Below are 13,485 nucleotides of genomic sequence, written 5' to 3' on the forward strand. Positions count from 1 at the left end.
CTAGATAAAGTGATAGAATACGATTGGTCTCCTAACTCTTTCATTGTTTGGGACGAGGGACCTGTCCCCATGGTCCAATTATGTTAAAACGATCTTCGGTTTCTTTTGCTTCATAGATTATTGCTCGGGATTCTGGGGTGCTGAAGGGATGGTGAAGGATGAGCATCCAGTTGTCTTCGAAGGTTTTGAACAGCATGCCGTGTCCGCTGTCGCCTTTAACTAATGGGTCCAGCTGTTCCCAAGGTCCTTCCAGTTTACCTGACTGAGATCTTGCAATTGTCTGGACATATCCTTCATCGTTATAACTTGACCAGAGCATGATGAGATGACCGCCTTTTGTCCGGTATAGTTGACACCCGTCAGATACATATACTTGAGGCTTGTCATCCGGTTTTCGTTCAGCATTTATCCAGGGAGCATCTGAAGCTTTAAAAAGATGTATTGGTTCACCTACGGCATCAGATAAATCCCGTTTTAATGGAATGGCTTCAAACGTACCATCTATGACCTGAATCCATTCATGACAATATACCATCCACGGTTTTCCATTCTCGTCCTCATACAGCGTTCCGTCTAATGTCATAAAATTTGCTGGTGGAACAGGACCTTCCTTTTTTATTAATTGGAACGGACCTTCCGGCGAATCTGATACTGCAATAGCAGTACCTCGAAGATGATTCGTTTTCCAAACCTCTGGTGGATCTGCTAATATACTGTCTCTATTATGGAGGGTAACAAATAAATAATATCTACCATTGTATTGGTGAACTTCCGGTGCCCATGTGCCATGTTGAGGATGTGCCCATGTCCCGTCAGGAACCTCAAATATAACAAAAGGTCCCTCCCACTCTACTAAATCTTTACTTTTGTAAACTAACACTCCATTTCTTTCTAAATCTGTTAATTCCGGAATTCCTGTTGTATATAAATAGTAGGTATTTGTTTCTTTATGTGATAAAACAAATGGGTCATGTGCAGGAATATCTGCAAGACGGTGACCTTTCCTTGGATTGCAAGTATCAGAAGCAATGTTATAGGGCATTTAAGCATCTCCTGTTAATTTTCTGAAATCTGTATTTTTAAGTAAGTTGTTTTAGCAAACTATGTTGTTATTAATGAAGTTAGAGGTGACAATTAGACCGTTTCATTGCGCTCCAGACACTCCATGCGCCGGGGAGGAAGCCGAGCATCCTCAGCTTCGCCTGCGGGGTCTCGCCCTTTCCTCTTCTCCTGCAGGAGTCGAGTGTCTTCCGCTCCATTCCACTATAGAGTTAAAATATTCCAATATCATTAATCTTAGGGAAAACAGCCTTTTAAAAACTCCGGGTACATTCATTTACTATTTATCCAGGATTTTATTATTTTACCTCTATAACAACATAGGAACTTTCCAAACCATCTGAGGATACCTTTAATGTAATTGTCCCCGGTTGGTCAGTGACTCTAACATAAATTAATAATTTCCCATGATAGGCCTTTCTGTTAGTTTCTTTATAATTTTGATGACTTGTTGGGTTACTGCATTCCAATCCAATAATTTCACCCGGACCTTCAATCTCACAGTCTATTTGATTATTAGCCTCATAGACAAGCTGATTATCTACATCAAGGATATTTACTTCTACATGTGCTATATCCTGTTTGTCAGCTTTAAGAGTAGTTGAATCAGATTGCAGGTGCAGCTTTGTAGGCATACCAGCAGTAGTTAATTCATAGGTACAACAGATGTTACCGTTACTTTTTCCTACTGCTTTTAACGTCCCCTCCTCATATGGAATATCCCAATAGATCGATCCACCTTTGAAGTCTTTTTGTTTTTTGATACCAAGTGATGTACCATTTAAAAGTAAATCTACTTCCGGGCAATTTGTACAACAAGCCACCCTTACAAGTTCGCCTTCCATTCCTTTCCAAGCACCAACTACTTCATGGTCCCAATGAATTTGATCAGGGTGTTCTTCTTTAATAGACGTTACCCCTACATAAACCATATCTTTCTCAGACCATTGACTTTGTTTAAAAAAGAATAGCGGCTTCTTGAATCCTGCTAGATCAAGCATACCTGGTGTTGCATGACGAACAGGCCATCCGCGAGCTTCTCCTAAATAATCAATTCCTGTCCAAATAAATTGCCCTGAAACGAAGTCATTATTTTTTACAGCCTTCCACTCATTATGATGTCTCCCGTTTTCACTTCCATAAATGACTCGATTAGGATATCTTTCATGATCTTTATGATAACGAAATTCCTGATAGTTATAGCCAACCACATCAAGTGCATTTGGGAAATCTGTTTCATTGGACATAATGACACTTGCCAGTGCTGCTGTTACTGGCCGTGTTGGATCATATTGCTTTACTACATTTGCCAATCTTTTCGCAATATCACCCATGCCCTTTGCTTCAGGCTTTTCCGCTTTATAGCGATCTTCAAGTACTGGATGCGAATAGGGATCATTAGGATAATCAATTTCATTTCCAATACTCCAAAAAACTATTGATGGATGGTTTCGATCCCTTAATACCATATCTCTTAAATCGGCCTCCGCCCATTCTGTAAAGTCTGATGCATACCCGTCAAGTGAAGGTTCGCCTTTATTCCAACCCTCTACCCATTTATTTTTGGGATATTCCCATTCATCGAACGCCTCATCTTGAACCAAAAAACCATACCTATCACACATATCCAATAACTCTGGTGCAGGCGGATTATGGCTCATTCTTATCGCATTTACTCCAGCTTCTTTTAATCGTTGCAAACGCCTTTGCCAAACCTTATCAGGTACAGCTGCTCCAAGACACCCTGCATCATGATGGATACATACACCTTTCATCTTGATATTTTCTCCATTTAGATAAAACCCAGAGTCCACATCAAAGTGAAAATATCGAACTCCAAGAGGAGTGGTCTCAGTATCAATCACTTGACTATTCTTTATCACCTTCGTTTCAACACTGTATACATACGGATTTTCAGGTGACCAAAGATTTGGCTTTTCCAACATAATAGAATGATGATAGTCTTGTTCACTATTTGCTTGAATGGTTTCCATAGAAGAACAAGCTATTAGTTTTTTTCCAGTAGCATCTTTTATTTGATGTTCAATTTGGATTTTACCTTTGTGATTTGTTTCATTTTTCACACTTGTTTGAATGGTAATTTCTGCTTCTGAAGTTGAAATATTCGGAGTTGTAATATATATACCATACGGCTTGATGTACACATGATCAGTCAAGTTGATAAATACGTTTCGGTAAATACCAGATCCCGGATACCAGCGAGAATCCGCAAAATCTGAGTGGTCCACCTTTACAGCAATGACATTTTTGTGTGTGTCGAAGTTTATAAAAGGAGTTAAATCATATTGAAATGAGCTGTATCCATAAGGTCTTTTACCAAGAAAGTGTTCATTAATCCAAACTTCACTATTTTTATAAATACCATCGAACTGGATAATAATCCTTTTCCCTTTCAAGCTATCAGGAACGCTGAATTCCTTTCGATACCAACCAATACCTCCGGGTAAATACCCGGTTGAACTTGCATATTCCTTCTTAAACGGACCTTCTATGCTCCAATCATGTGGTAAATCTACTGAACGCCAATCTGAATCATCAAACTGAATTTTATGTACATCAGTGTCTTCACCTTTTAAAAATTTCCAATCAAAGTTAAATTTTCTACTTTTAACAGAGGGATTCCATTGTTCAGTTATGACATTAACCATGATCAGCCCCACTCCTTTTTAAAATTGTCTTAGAGTAATAAATCGATAGATAAAGGGCTATCATGAATACTTGATAGCCCTTTTTTCACTTTTTCTACTTAACCTTCAACAAGCTTTTTATATTCATCCATTTGTTTTTGAATTTCCTTTTGTACCTTCTCATAACCGGCTGCTTCTAATCTCTTACGGAAATCTTCAACAGCTTTTTCCGGATCACCCGCTTTACCGAATGCAATTGCCGGTACCATTTGTGCAGTTACTTGTGAAAGTGCAGCTATTTCAGCTTCTACAGGTGTACTATCGAAAACAAATTGTCCATAAGGGAACGGCTTCTTAATTTTATCGTACTCTTCGTAAATCTCAGGCATTCCTTCCCATCTGTCAGAACTAGGAACTTCGAACTTATCTACACGGCCCCCCCAGAAATTAGATGCAAATGAATCTTTTGTCTCATCATATCCTTCAGGGCGTACACGCTTACCATCTACGATTTCGTATTGAACTCCTTCAATACCATAGTTAAATAATTTGTAAATTTCTTCATCATTGCGAATTAAGTCATATACCATAAGGGCACGCTCCGGATTTTTGCTATGTGCACCAACAGCCGTAGCTCCATGAGTAATAGACATTGAGATTAAGTTATTACGTGTATCAGACCAAGCAAACATATCGATTTCAGATCCTGGTTGTTTCACATCCATTTGCGGACGCAAAGTGGAGAATGTTTCAGTATGATGCTGATCAGCTCCAGTTTTTCCAGCTTGGAATAATGCGCGAGTATCACCTTTATAATTTAATACATCAGAACGCCAATATCCTTTATCTGCCCAATCCTTCATCATTTTTGCATAATCTACAAAAAGATCTTCAAACACCGGACTAACAACGGTATACGGATCATCAGCTGATTTACCCCAGTAGATTGGAAATACTCCTGTAGCAATTGGTAATTCAATTTGATCAGAATAGGAAGTTGTATATCCCCATGCTGTTGTAACGTTTGTTCCCGGTGTATCCCAAGGAATCACACCCGGCTTATTATCTACTATACCTTGGAAGTACTTACCTAATGTTTCAAAATCTTTGATAGGTTCATTAATTCCAAACTCCTTAGCCCAATCTGTGCGGTAGAAAAATCCGTGGTTAACCCATTGAGTAAAAGAGTCTTCCGGCATCATAACAATTTTCCCATTGTATTTTGTTTGCTCCCAGCTTTCATCAGAAACTTCTTCCCATGTTTTCGGTGCATAAGTTGGCAGAAGTTCAGTAATGTCCATGAATGCGCCTTTTTGAGCATTACCCCATGCATCTAACCAGTCAGTAGCGGTGATAATTAAATCCACAGGCTCACCTGAAGCTAGAGTGAGATTATATTTCGTCATATAATCAGCCCATTCGATCCATTTTATTTCAAGATGAGCATTTACTTTTTCCTCTAATTTTGCATTTACTTGCTCCATTACTTTTTCTAATTGACCGTTTGTCGGTTTATCCCCTAACGCCATCATTGTAATATTGACAAATTCTGAAGTATCAATTTCCCCATTTTCATTAACCTTTGTAGTTGGTTTCGTGTTTTCTGAGTTTGTTTGACTGGATCCATTACATGCCACAAGGCTAAAGGTTAACAGCATGACCATGACTAGTACGAAGAATTTTTTCATCTTCAACATTTCATTTCCTCCCCTTTATCTTTTTCATTCTTAATCTATGAAACAAGGAAAAATCCTTACTCATATTCATTAGCCCTTAACTGCACCAATTGTAATACCTTGAATAAAAAACCTTTGTACAAACGGATAAAACAGAATAACAGGACCGGTGGCCACGACGGCTGTTGCCATTTTCATAGATTCCAAAGGAATTTCTTGTGGTGCAACATTAGAAGCTGCCGCAGAGTTTCTTATAAAATCAGCACTAGTAATGACGTTATAAAGAAACAACTGAAGAGGCCGATATTCCATATTAGGTGAAAGGAAAAGCATGGCATTATACCATTCATTCCAATATCCCAAGGCAATGAAAAGTCCGATTGTCGCTAAGGCTGGCGTAGACATAGGTAAAATTAATTTTAAGAAGATCGTGAAATCACCTGCACCATCCATCTTTGCAGATTCTGTAATCTCATGGGGAATAGATTTTGTAAACGCCTTCATCATAATGATAAGAAAAGGACTCAGCAATCCTGGAAGCAATACGGCAAGATAATTATCTTTCAGATCCAAATACTGAGTGATCAATAGATAAAATGGAACAAGTCCACCTGAAAACAGAGTTGTAAAGTAAATATAGAATGAAATTTTATTACGATACAGGAAATCCGCACGTTGCAAGGCATAACCAGTCATGGCGACAATAAACAAACCAATAGCAGTTCCAACAATCGTAATACCCATTGTTACAACATAAGATCCAATAATAAGCCTTGGATTTCGGAAAACAATTTCATATGCAAACGTAGAAAATTCTTTCGGCCATAATGCAAATCCACTTTCCATAATCGCCTTCTCAGAAGTGAAAGATGACGATAAAATTAAGACAAAGGGCAAAAGACAACATAGAGCAAATAACCCAATACAACCATAGCCAATCACACGAACCATGATCGTAGAAAAATCCACGTTTCGTCTATATGTATTTTCCACAAGTACATCCCTCCTTTAGAATAATGAGTTTTCCGGTGAAACCTTTTTAACAATCCAGTTAGCTGTAATAACGATAAAGAATCCAAAAATTGATTGATATAAACTTACTGCACTTCCTAAAGAAAAGTTAAAATTCGTCATTAATGTCCGGAATACATAGGTTTCGATTATATCTGTGGTAGGATAAAGCATTGTATTATTAGCACCAACTAAGTTATAAAACAATCCGAAGTTCCCTTTTAATACTCCCCCTAAAGAAAACAGTAACAAGATGATAAAAGTAGGCTTTAGCCAAGGAATAATAATATAGCGAATACGTTGAAAAGCATTTGCCCCATCAATTTCTGCAGCTTCTAAAATGGATTTATCAAGTCCCATAATGGCAGCGAAATAGACGATTGATCCATAGCCTGTAGATTGCCAGAGGAAAGTAATAACAATGATATATGGCCATATTGCTGGATTCGAATAAGTTTGTACCGGATCCAAGCCAACCAATTCTAAAAATGAATTAAGTAAACCATAATCATAACTGAGTATGTTATAGGCTAAAAGACCAACTAAAACGGCGGAAATGAAATGTGGTAAAAACATAATGGTTTGTGATATTTTTTTAAACCATTTATTTCTTAATTCATTAAGCATGATCGCAACAGCTATTTGCAGGAAATTACCTAAGATGATGAAGGCGAGATTATAAGCAATCGTATTAAAGGTTAACTTCCATAAATCACCTGTCATAACCAAGAAACGAAAATTTTCCAAGCCTACAAAAGCACTTTTAAAAATACCAAGTGAATAATCATAATTAACGAAGGCGAGGTAAAGTCCCGGCATTGGAAGATAAGCAAATATAGCAAAGAAGATAATGGCAGGCATACACATAAGAAGAAGGGTTCGGTTCTTCCATATTCTTTTAAATCGAGACTCTTTCGTTTTTGTTTTAACAATAGGTGTCTGTGTTTGCACAGTAACGGTTTTCATCTAAATCCCCCCTATACTCATGATCTTAACTTCAAGGCAGCAACCATCTAACAAAAGAATGACCAGTACTACTGATAAGCACAAACAAATAGCAATCTGTGTAATTAATACTGAAAGGCATTTTAGACAACGAAGAAAAATAAAGAATCCATTAGAAATGAAACGGGTTTCATAAAAGTGCATAAAACCTTAATTGGCAGAGAAGTCACTCTAAGTATATATCTTTTGCAAAATTTAAAATGAAACGGGTTTCATAAAAATGCATACTAACTCAATGTTATTGTTATTACATGTTCTTAGTTTGTACACCAATAATGAAACGGGTTTCATTTTTAACAATAATCTTTTTATGCTTATGCCACATTAATTATTTATCACTCTATTTTTGAAAGCGGTTACTTAAGATTCATTATAGTTCCGTTCCTATTAAAAGTAAATACCATTTTTTCAAAATTAAAAATTTATTTTATTGCCTTTTCTTGGATAGTCTCAACTTCTGTTTCCTATTCTGGCCGTTCTATGTAACTTTATAGAAATGACAAAGAAAGCTTCAAATTCTATATGTAAATATAAGAATTGAAGCTTTACCATCTTTAAGGCCAGGAAAATCCCCCCCCTTTCCTGTATAATTTCTAATATGAACTATTCACAACTTGATCGGATATGATCAACTTAGGCTCTGTAGACTCAATCACATCCTGAACACTATAACCATTTGCTACTTCAATCAATTTCAATCCATTCTTCGTAACATCAATAACTGCTCGATCTGTTATTATTCGATCAACCACATTTTGGCCTGTTAATGGTAACGAGCATTTCTTAAGAATCTTTGGCTGCCCTGCCTTGTTCACATGCTCCATAATCACAATAATTTTTTTAGCACCGTGAACTAAATCCATTGCCCCACCCATCCCTTTTATCATTTTGCCCGGGATCATCCAGTTAGCAAGATCACCATTTTCTGAAACCTCCATGCCACCCAGGATAGCCAAATCAATGTGGCCGCCGCGTATCATGGCAAAGGATTCTGCATTACTAAAGAAACTCGCTCCTTCTATTGCGGTTACTGTTTCTTTTCCCGCGTTAATTAAATCCGGATCTACTTCTTCTCTCAACGGATAAGGTCCAATACCTAATAGACCATTTTCTGATTGCAAGACCACATTTTTATTTTCAGAAATATAGTTCGCAACCATTGTAGGCATTCCAATGCCTAAATTCACATAGAATCCATCTTGAATTTCCTTTTCAGCCCTTTGTGCGATTTGTACTCTGACATTTTTCGTCATCCTTTGTCCTCCTCTATTTTATGCTTGAACTGTAAGTCGTTCGATTCGCTTTTCATGTTTCCCAACGATTAACCCTTGAACATAAATACTCGGGGTATGAATGTGATCAGGATCTAATTCGCCAACTTCCACAATTTCCTCTACCTCTGCAATTGTGATTTTCCCTGCTGCCGCCATAATAGGATTGAAATTTTGCGCTGTTTTTCGATAAATGACATTTCCCATCTTGTCTGCTTTCCACGCTTTAATAAGACTAAAATCGGCAGTAAGGGATTCTTCGAGTAAATATTCCTTTCCATTAAATTGTCTTGTTTCTCGTCCTTCTGCAATAGGAGTCCCGACCCCAGCCGGAGTATAAAAGGCAGGTATTCCAGCTCCACCGGCACGTATTTTCTCAGCTAAAGAACCTTGTGGTGTCAGTTGTACCTCCAACTCCCCGCTTAATACTTGTCTTTCAAACTCCTTATTTTCACCAACATAAGATGAGATCATCTTTTTAATTTGTTTATTTTGAAGTAAAAGTCCAAGTCCCCAATCATCAACTCCACAGTTGTTTGAAATCACGGTTAAATCTTTAACATTTTTTACACATAGAGCTTTAATAAGGTTCTCTGGTATTCCAACTAATCCAAATCCCCCAACCATTAACGTCATACCGTCTTTAATGTCTTGTACGACTTCCTCAAAACTAGTAAATATCTTTTTCATCCTCATACACCTCTTGTTTCATAGTTTTCTATTATGGTTGAAACTCCTTGACCACCGCCGATACATAACGTCGCTAAACCATATTTACCATTTCTTCTTTTTAATTCATGAATTAATGTTGTCAGGATTCTTGCACCACTTGCTCCAATCGGATGACCCAGGGCAATGGCACCACCATTGACATTTACTTTATCCTTCCTGAATTGAAGCTCCTTGCCAACAGCTAAAGCTTGGGCTGCAAAAGCTTCATTTGCTTCAATTAAATCTATGTCATTGATTGTAAATCCAAGCTTATTTAACGCTTTTTTCGTAGCTGGCACTGGCCCTATTCCCATTAAACTTGGGTCAACGGCTGCGCTTGCGTTCCTACGAATTTTTGCTAACGGTTCGATCCCAAGTTCTTTTGCTTTACGTAAACTCATCATGAGTACAGCAGCTGCTCCATCATTAATTCCTGAAGCATTACCTGCGGTTACGCGTCCATCTTTTTTAAAAGCTGGCCTTAGCTTACCTAATTTCTCTACTGTTGTTCCCGCCTTTACATATTCATCCTTATCAAAATAAATAGACTCTCCTTTTCGTTGTGGTATTTCAATAGCTACAATTTCATCCTTAAATTTCCCTTCATTTATTGCTATTGCTGCTTTTTCTTGGCTCCATGCAGCGAATTCATCTTGTTCCTGTCGTGTGACTTCATATTGGTCACAAATATTTTCAGCCGTGATTCCCATATGATAATCATTAAAAGCACACCACAATCCATCATGAATCATACTATCAATGAGCTTCTGATCTCCCATTCGAAACCCTTCTCTAGCTCCCATAGATAAATAAGGTGCTTGACTCATATTTTCCATTCCACCGGCAACAACGATTTCAGCATCTCCTGTTAAAATGGCTTGAGTCGCTAAATGAACGGCTTTCAATCCTGATCCACACACTTTATTTAATGTAAAAGCAGAAACATGTTCAGGAAGCCCTGCGTGTATAGCAGATTGCCTAGCCGGGTTCTGCCCAAGACCTGCTTGAAGAACATTTCCCATGATGACTTCATCAATTTGATCTCCACTAATTCCAACTTTTTCGATCACCGCTTTAATTACATGTGAACCTAATTGGACGGCACTAATATTTTTTAAGCTTCCTCCAAATTGACCTATCGGCGTTCTTAAAGCGCTTACAATTACAACCTCATTATTTTCCATCAACCAGTTCCTCCCCATCAACAGTTTATTCGGAGTTTCCACCATATATTTACTTATTAATTTACAGCATTCCTACTTATGAGTAAAATGAATAATAGTTATATTTTTCATTCCAAAATAGAATAAGTAGGTGATAAATTTGGAATTAAAAGATCTAAAATTTTTTACCGAAGTAGCACAATACGGCAGCTTCACTAAAGCAGCTGAAAGTGCCTATATCTCACAACCAACCTTAAGTAAATCAATAAAAAAATTAGAAACAGAGCTCAGAGTGGAACTATTTGAACGGTCAACACGTTCATTAAAATTGACTGATGCAGGAGAAATTGTCTTCAAACAAGCTACTAAAATATTAGGAGCTACAGATGAGCTATCTGTCCTTTTAGATGATTTAATCAATTTGCCAACAGGGAAAATTAAGATTGGCATACCTCCATTAATTGGGACGCTTTTTTTCCCCGCAATAGCGAAAAAATTCAATAAGCACTATCCAGAGGTAGAATTAGAATTAGTTGAACTCGGTGCTAAACGAATTGAACACTTAGTAGATGAGGGTCATGTTGATGTGGGAATCATTGTGTTTCCAACAGATCATAGTAAGTTCAAAATTACTCCGTTTATAAAAGAAGAATTCATGCTTTATACAAGTACAAAGCATCGACTAGCAGAATCGAAAGAGGTTACCATCAGGCAATTAGCAGAAGAACATTTTATTCTTTTCAATCGGGAATTTGCCTTACATAAATTGATTATTAACGAGTGTCAAAAATCAGGCTTTCAACCAAATATCGCATATGAAAGCTCACAGTGGGATTTAATAACAGAATTGGTTGGAGCGGAGCTTGGTATTACGCTATTACCGAGGTCTATCTATAGAAAGATGGATCATCACAATATCAAGATGATTACATTATTGTCTCCACCTATGTGGGAGCTTGGATTTATTACGAAAAAAGACAGATATCAATCTTTTGCTGTCAGGGCTCTTTTGGAGTTTGTTTCAGAGGATTTTTAACATAAATCTTTTCCATTTCATTCATTATTTCTTCTGCTAAATAAATAAGCTCGGATTCCTTGAATACAAAGAATTCGAGCTTACTGTACATTCTATTAGTAAAAAACTAATTAACCGTCTATTAGTTGTAATAGATTTCGTTTTTGTATTTCTTCCTTTAAAACTCTAATTATTTTAGTATCCTGGCTTAAGATAACTGCTTTTTTATATAAACTAATTAATAACTCGTTACTTAATTCTTTTAACATATTAGTACTTCCCCCATTATTTATGCTTATTCCTTCTAGTTGAAAGCGTTTACTATAAGTATAATAAGATATTTACATCAGTGTTTCTATATCCTTGTTCGTTTATTTATTATCCTTATTTGCTGTTAGGAAAATTTCTTTCTAAATAAAACAAAATGTGATACACCTCGATTCACCGTTCTATCCCATATTAGGTAAGGGACACTCATTCTATTAATCTTAATTAATGGCTCTTTTCGCATACTCTGATGTTTATTAATGCAGTGTTGTAGGTGAAAATATGTTCGTTTCATTACGCTCCACTATAGAATAAATACAATATTAAGAAGCAACACTCTTTGCGAAAACAGCTAATTAATTCACCTTTTTATAAACAAAAAGGTTGACTCTCCCCTTAAGGGAGAGATTAAAATAACGTCTTGTAGTTGCAAAAAATCTTTCATGGAGATGATAAGCATGTCAAGACAGAACATTACTTTAGCAATATTATTGCTGAATCTATTTATAGCCTTTTTAGGCATAGGACTTGTTATTCCTGTTACTCCTACAATAATGAATGAGTTACATTTATCTGGCTCAATTGTAGGGTATATGGTTGCGGCATTTGCTGTTGCACAGTTAGTTGTATCCCCAATAGCAGGTCGTTGGGTAGACCAATTTGGCAGAAAAAGAATGATTGTAATAGGTTTATTTATATTTGGAATCTCAGAACTGTTATTCGGTATCGGAAATACACTGAGCGTCCTGTTTCTCTCACGTATACTTGGAGGTATTAGTGCAGCATTTATTATGCCAGCCGTAACTGCCTTTATTGCAGATACAACATCTTTAGAAACACGACCGAAAGCACTTGGCTACATGTCAGCAGCCATTTCAACAGGATTCATTATCGGTCCTGGAATTGGAGGATTTTTAGCAGAAATCGGAACTCGTATCCCCTTTTTCTTTGCTGGAATGTTAGGTGTTTTTGCTGCAGTTTTATCTTTGATTACATTAAAAGAACCCGAACGAAATATGGAATATGGAGAAAATTCAGATCAAAAAGCGGGATTAAATCGAATCTTTTCCCCTGTTTATTTCATCTCATTTATGATTATCTTAATTTCAGCATTTGGCTTATCCTCTTTTGAATCTTTGTTTGCTCTATTTGTTGATCATAAGTTTGGATTTACTCCGAAGGATATTGCAATTATGATTACTGGGGGAGCTATTGTTGGGGCCATTGCTCAAATTGCTTTATTTGATAAACTGACAAAATGGCTTGGAGAAATTCGTTTAATTCGGTACAGCCTCTTATTTTCAGCGATTCTTGTCTTATTTGTCACCATTGTCAATCAATACTTTTTGATTTTATTTACAACAATTATCGTTTTTATAGGATTTGATTTAATGAGACCTGCTGTAACCACCTATCTTTCTAAGATTGCCGGAAACGAACAAGGTTTTGTAGGTGGTATGAATTCAATGTTTACGAGTATTGGAAATGTGTTTGGTCCAATTATTGGAGGTATACTATTTGATATAAATTTAAATTATCCATTTTATTTTGCGACGGTTTTTTTAGCTATTGGCACAGGATTAACTCTCGTTTGGAAACAACAGTCTTATGCTAAAGCTTCACCAGCCAAATTAACGAGTTCAAAACAGTAATGAGGTG

General features: G+C 36.8%; 11 protein-coding genes. 2 read left to right on the plus strand and 9 right to left on the minus strand.

Features of this window, described 5'->3' with window-relative positions; all coding sequences use genetic code 11:
* Positions 1–40 precede the first annotated feature (40 nt).
* From BK577_RS22365 to BK577_RS22400, 8 genes are all read right to left on the minus strand, one after another.
* Positions 41–1,042, minus strand: a complete 1,002-nt coding sequence (locus tag BK577_RS22365; RefSeq protein ID WP_078434971.1) for a glycoside hydrolase family 43 protein — start codon at positions 1,040–1,042, stop codon at positions 41–43.
* Between the two features lie 316 nt (positions 1,043–1,358).
* A complete protein-coding gene (locus tag BK577_RS22370) occupies positions 1,359–3,728 on the minus strand; it encodes a glycoside hydrolase family 2 TIM barrel-domain containing protein (RefSeq protein ID WP_078434972.1) in 2,370 nt (789 codons plus the stop codon).
* Between the two features lie 98 nt (positions 3,729–3,826).
* A complete protein-coding gene (locus BK577_RS22375) occupies positions 3,827–5,404 on the minus strand; it encodes an ABC transporter substrate-binding protein (protein WP_078434973.1) in 1,578 nt (525 codons plus the stop codon).
* 69 nt (positions 5,405–5,473) lie between these two features.
* Positions 5,474–6,334, minus strand: coding sequence for a carbohydrate ABC transporter permease (locus tag BK577_RS22380; protein ID WP_078435367.1), 861 nt, complete (start codon positions 6,332–6,334; stop codon positions 5,474–5,476).
* 57 nt (positions 6,335–6,391) lie between these two features.
* Positions 6,392–7,261, minus strand: coding sequence for an ABC transporter permease (locus BK577_RS22385; protein WP_372496259.1), 870 nt, complete (start codon positions 7,259–7,261; stop codon positions 6,392–6,394).
* A gap of 731 nt (positions 7,262–7,992) precedes the next feature.
* Positions 7,993–8,652, minus strand: coding sequence for a CoA transferase subunit B (locus BK577_RS22390; RefSeq protein ID WP_078434975.1), 660 nt, complete (start codon positions 8,650–8,652; stop codon positions 7,993–7,995).
* An 18-nt stretch (positions 8,653–8,670) separates the two neighbouring features.
* Positions 8,671–9,360 carry a CoA transferase subunit A gene (locus BK577_RS22395; RefSeq protein WP_078434976.1) on the minus strand — a complete coding sequence of 230 codons (690 nt, stop codon included), beginning with the start codon at positions 9,358–9,360 and terminating at the stop codon, positions 8,671–8,673.
* A gap of 2 nt (positions 9,361–9,362) precedes the next feature.
* On the minus strand, positions 9,363–10,565 hold the full coding sequence (locus tag BK577_RS22400) for an acetyl-CoA C-acetyltransferase (RefSeq protein ID WP_078434977.1): 1,203 nt from the start codon (positions 10,563–10,565) through the stop codon (positions 9,363–9,365).
* A gap of 139 nt (positions 10,566–10,704) precedes the next feature.
* Between BK577_RS22400 and BK577_RS22405 the strand changes: the two genes are divergently transcribed.
* Entirely contained in the window at positions 10,705–11,580 is an 876-nt protein-coding gene (locus BK577_RS22405) for a LysR family transcriptional regulator (protein ID WP_078434978.1), read from the plus strand.
* Between the two features lie 110 nt (positions 11,581–11,690).
* On the opposite strand, the gene sda is transcribed toward BK577_RS22405, so the two are convergent.
* Positions 11,691–11,828 (minus strand): sporulation histidine kinase inhibitor Sda, encoded by a 138-nt coding sequence (sda, locus tag BK577_RS22410; RefSeq protein WP_078434979.1) that lies wholly within the window; start codon positions 11,826–11,828, stop codon positions 11,691–11,693.
* Positions 11,829–12,284: 456 nt separating this feature from the next.
* On the opposite strand from sda, the gene norA reads away from it, so the two are divergent.
* Entirely contained in the window at positions 12,285–13,478 is a 1,194-nt protein-coding gene (gene norA, locus BK577_RS22415) for a multidrug efflux MFS transporter NorA (RefSeq protein WP_078434980.1), read from the plus strand.
* The last annotated feature ends 7 nt before the right edge of the window (positions 13,479–13,485 follow it).

This window comes from Metabacillus halosaccharovorans, from assembly GCF_002019635.1.
Taxonomy (GTDB): Bacteria; Bacillota; Bacilli; order Bacillales; family Bacillaceae; genus Metabacillus; species Metabacillus halosaccharovorans.